This window comes from Clostridium sp., assembly GCF_040797585.1.
Classification (GTDB): domain Bacteria; phylum Bacillota; class Clostridia; order Clostridiales; family Clostridiaceae; genus Clostridium_Z.
Genome location: NZ_JBFNEO010000202.1, coordinates 1 through 5,086 on the forward strand (window position 1 = coordinate 1; position 5,086 = coordinate 5,086).

2 protein-coding genes and 1 other annotated feature are annotated in these 5,086 nt (G+C 29.0%); of the genes, one reads left to right on the forward strand and one right to left on the reverse strand.

Going from position 1 to position 5,086, the window contains the following annotated elements:
- Positions 1–355 precede the first annotated feature (355 nt).
- Positions 356–2,506, forward strand: a complete 2,151-nt coding sequence (locus AB2369_RS11235; protein ID WP_367666571.1) for a YhgE/Pip domain-containing protein — start codon at positions 356–358, stop codon at positions 2,504–2,506.
- 319 nt (positions 2,507–2,825) lie between these two features.
- Here the strand turns inward: AB2369_RS11235 and asnS are convergent, their stop codons facing one another.
- Complete coding sequence (asnS, locus tag AB2369_RS11240) at positions 2,826–4,217, reverse strand: asparagine--tRNA ligase (RefSeq protein WP_367666572.1); 1,392 nt, start codon at positions 4,215–4,217, stop codon at positions 2,826–2,828.
- A 248-nt stretch (positions 4,218–4,465) separates the two neighbouring features.
- Positions 4,466–4,713 (reverse strand) — a binding site (T-box leader).
- Positions 4,714–5,086 lie beyond the last annotated feature (373 nt).

The window sequence follows — 5,086 nt, forward strand, 5'->3', positions numbered from 1 at the left end:
TTTATTTTAAGTAAAAAAATTGGGCTGTCTCACTTTTTATTGTGAGACAGCCCCTATTTTTTTACATTAAGAATAGTATGTAACTTTTAAAAGTAGAGGATTATATATCCTCTATTTTTTATTTTTGGCATAAATACAGGCTAATTTTTCTAATTATAAGGGTGATAACAATAAGAAGTTATGTAGAGGAAAGTTAAATTATAAATGTTTACAACAGTTATAGTTTAGGATTAGGAACAGAATATAGTTTGACAATGTTGATCAAATTATATAAATTATTTATATGAATTGACCAGTCAGTATAAATAAACTGTGAATTATTTAATTAAATTTAAAAAATTAAAGGGTGAAACTAATGAAAAATATTTTTAGAATTTACAAGAGAGATATAAAAAGTATAATTAATAATCCTATAGCCTTAATAGTAGTGTTAGCACTTATATTCCTACCTTCTCTTTATGCTTGGTTTAATATAGAAGCCTCTTGGGATCCATATGGAAGTACCTTCGGTATCTCTGTTGCAGTGGCTAATAAGGACAAGGGAGTAACTATTAAAGACAAAAATATAAATGTAGGAGATGAAGTTATATCATCTCTTAAAGAAAATCATGATATAGGGTGGAAGTTTGTTGATGAGGAAGAGGCAATAAAGGGTACAGAAGAAGGAAAATACTATGCTTCAATAATAATTCCAGAGAATTTTTCAACTGACATAACATCTATATTAAATGGAGAATTTAAAAAACCAGAATTAGACTATTATATAAACGAAAAAATAAATGCTATAGCTCCTAAAATAACAGATAAGGGAGCAAGTAGTGTGCAACAGCAGATATCAGAAAACTTTGTAAAAACAGTAAATGGAGCAATACTATCTGGATTTAATGTGTTAGGTGAAGATTTAGCTAAATATGAGCCTAAATTTAATGATTATAAAAATTTAATTAATACCTTAAATGATAGATTTCCAGAAATATATGAAAAAGTAGACTTAGTAGAAAAGGGAGTAATAACAGGTGAGGATCTTATAAATACACTAAATGAACAAATGCCTTTAATCGAAGATACTTTAAACAAAGGAGAAGAGCTTTCAAAAGACTTTGAAAAGTTTACCAGAGAGGGAAAAGAAAATATAAATAAAATTGCTCCTGTTATTAAAAATGATCTAGTGTATGTAAGAGATATATCAATCGGAGTAGAGTCTATAGTAAATAGCCTATCAGAATCTAGTGCACCAGAAGATATAAAAACAGCATTAATAAGCCTTAAAAGTAAGGCTAATATAATAAGAGCTGTTATAGATACCAATATAAATATAATAGATAAGATAAATATATCTAATAGTGAGGTATTAAATAACCTAAAGGGAAGATTAGAAGGAATAAGAAATAAGGTTGATAAATATATATCTACCATAGATAAGGGAATATCAGCTATTGATAAGGGAGAAAAACCAGCTAAAGATATTCTACAATCAATATCTAGCTTATCAAAGGATATATCAAGTAGTGTTAATACTATTTTAGAGGAATATGATTCTAAGATTATTCCTGAGATAAATAGAGTAGCAGACAAATTACATGAGATATCACTAAACTCTGTTGAGTTAGTGGGGATTGCTAATAGTAAGCTACCAGAAGTTAAAAGTTTAATAAGTAATGTAGATAACTTAACTGCTGGCGGGGAAGAGAAAATAAAAGTTATTAAAGATAAACTTCCAGAAGCACAAGATGCTATAAAAAATGTTAAAGAAAAGATTGAGGAGCTAGATGGAAAGGTAGATGTGGGAGAGTTTATAGATATATTAAAGACTGATGCAGAAAAAGGCAAAGAGTTTATAGCCTCCCCTGTAGTATTAAATGAAAATAAACTTTTCCATATACCAAACTATGGATCAGGGATGACTCCGTTCTATACAGTGCTTGCTCTATGGGTTGGAGGACTTATACTATCTTCTATATTATCAGTAAAAGTACCTAGTGATTTAGAGAGACCATTTAAACCTTATGAAGTTTATTTTGGAAAGTCATTATTATTTACAACAATAGGTATATTACAAGCTCTATGCGTATCTGTTGGGGATATATACTTACTAGGTACCTATGCAGCTCATAAACCAGAATTTATATGGATTTCAGTACTTATAGGGATAGTATTCATGTTTATAATTTACACTATGGTTTCTGTATTTGGTAATGTAGGTAAGGCTTTAGGGATAATTGGTCTTGTTATACAGGTAGCAGCATCAGGTGGTACTTTCCCAATACAAGTAACACCACCATTTTTCCAAAAGGTAAATCCGTATCTTCCATTTACTTATGCTATTGAGGCTATGAGAGAGGCTACAGGGGGCATAATATGGAGTGTATTTTATAAAGATATTATTATACTTTGTTTAATACTTCTAGGAGTTATTGTATTTGGATTAATTCTTAAGGGACCATTAAACAGGAAAGGAAAGAGATTTGTAGATAAGCTTCATGAGAGCAAAATAATTGAGCATTAGTTTTTGATATGAAATTCTAAGCATATATAAACTATCTCAAAACTCAATCTTTCAATATGTTCTAAGTAATGGTAGCTGATGATTTAGCTTTGATTATCATATAGTTTATCTATATAAAACTTAATTTGTTTATAAGATTTAGTTTTTCTTTATAAAGCCTTAGAATAAAAAATTATATAGAGATATTAAAATAGTAGATTATTAGAGGTTTTTAATGAGAATTTACTAACAAAACATAATTTCAAAAAGTATTAAAGTTTACTATAGAGATATCAAATAACAAAAGAGGACTTGATTATAATATCAAGTCCTCTTTTTATTAAAATTCAAAGTTTCCTGTAGTTCTTGGGAATGGTATAACGTCTCTGATGTTAGACATACCAGTTACATACATTATTAATCTTTCAAAACCTAGACCAAATCCAGCGTGTTTAGTTCCACCGTATTTTCTAAGTTCTAAATACCACCAGTAATCTTCTTTATTTAGTCCAAGTTCTTCTATTCTACTTTCAAGAACATCTAATCTCTCTTCTCTTTGGCTTCCACCTATAATCTCACCGATTCCAGGAACAAGACAGTCCATAGCAGCAACAGTCTTTCCATCTTCGTTTAATCTCATGTAGAAAGCTTTTATATCTTTTGGATAATCAGTAACAAATACAGGTTTTTTAAATACCTCTTCTGTTAAGTATCTTTCATGTTCAGTTTGAAGGTCAGCTCCCCACTCTACAGGGTATTCAAAGGTCTTATCAGCTTTCTTTAGTATTTCTATAGCTTCAGTATAAGAAACCTTACCGAACTCTGAAGATATAACATGGTTTAATCTTTCCTTTAATCCCTTATCTATGAAAGAGTTAAAGAATTCTATTTCTTCAGGACATTCATCCATAATATACTTAATAACATATCTTAACATATCTTCAGCAAGGGCCATATCATCCTTAAGATCAGCAAAGGATATTTCAGGTTCTATCATCCAGAACTCTGCTGCGTGTCTTGCTGTATTTGAGTTTTCAGCTCTAAAAGTTGGTCCAAAAGTATAAATGTTTTTAAATGCTAAAGCGAAACATTCACCATTTAATTGACCAGAAACAGTAAGGTTAGACTCCTTCTCAAAGAAATCTTCCTTAAAATCTATTAATCCATCTTCAGTTTTAGGTACGTTGTGTAAGTCTAGAGTAGTAACTCTAAACATTTCTCCAGCACCTTCACAGTCAGATCCTGTTATTATTGGAGTGTGTGTATATACAAATCCTCTTTCATTGAAGAATTTGTGTATTGCATAAGCAGCTACAGAACGCACTCTAAATACTGCTGAAAATGCATTACTTCTTGGTCTTAAGTGAGCTATAGTTCTTAAGTATTCAAAGGTGTGTCTCTTTTTTTGAAGAGGGAAATCACTATGAGATAAGCCTTCTACTATTATATTTTCAGCTTTTATTTCAAAAGGTTGTTTAGCGCCAGGAGTTGGAACTAAAGTACCTTCTACTGTTAAAGAAGAGCTTATAGGAAGCTTTGCAACTTCTTTAAAGTTTTCTAACTTATCCTCAAAAACTATTTGAATATTTTTAAAGAAAGTACCATCATTTAATTCAATGAAACCAAATGCCTTTGAATCTCTAAGGGTTCTTATCCAACCAGATATTGAAACTTTTTGGTTTACATAAGTTTCACCGCTTCTATAAAGTTCTTTAATTGAAACTTTTGTCATGTTAATCATCCTTTCAAATTTTATTTATATAAATTAAAATTAGCCTTATGATAGGGCTTAAATAATATTAAACTTTGATACTAATTGAAAATAAAACTATATAAAACTAATATCTAATTTTATAAGTTTTTCATAGAGTAATATAAATTCATTAGGTGATTTTAGCTATAACTAAGTATTAAATAAAAATCCTATTTTAATTAAGTTTATTATAAGTTATAGAAAAACAAAAAAACCTCTCATCCACATAAAGGGACGAAAGGTATATATTCCGCGGTACCACCCAATTTGTCATAAATAAAATATGACCGTCTTACAAGCATCGAATAATGCTGTTCTTCTATAACGGTAAGATTCCGTCTAAGTCTACTCTCTAAAAAGATTTCGGTTAGAAACTCTGAGATGTTCTTCAATATAAGCTCACTATAAGGCTTTCACCATTCCTTATTCGCTAAGAGCTACATCTTATATTTACTCTTCTCTTCATAGTTTTTAAAATGAATATTTATAATAAACATATTTATATAAAATCTATTATACTATTATTATTATAAAAATCAATACCTGATATAAGAATTAATATAATTTATAATATAAGGTTATTTCTAAGGGGTATGCTTATATTATTTTATGTAAATTAACAAGTTAAATTATATGGTTGAGTTTTTATTGTTTTTACTATAAAGTAACTTTTATTAGAAAATTTATATAGAATAAGAGGAAGGTTATCAACAAATTAGTATAGGAAATTTAGAAGGCTGTGGATAAGTCTATAGGTAAGAGATGTGAATGTTAATAACTCGGAGAGTTAAGGTGATTTTTTCTAAGTTTTAAGTTTATTAGGATATAAACTTAATAATAATAGTAGT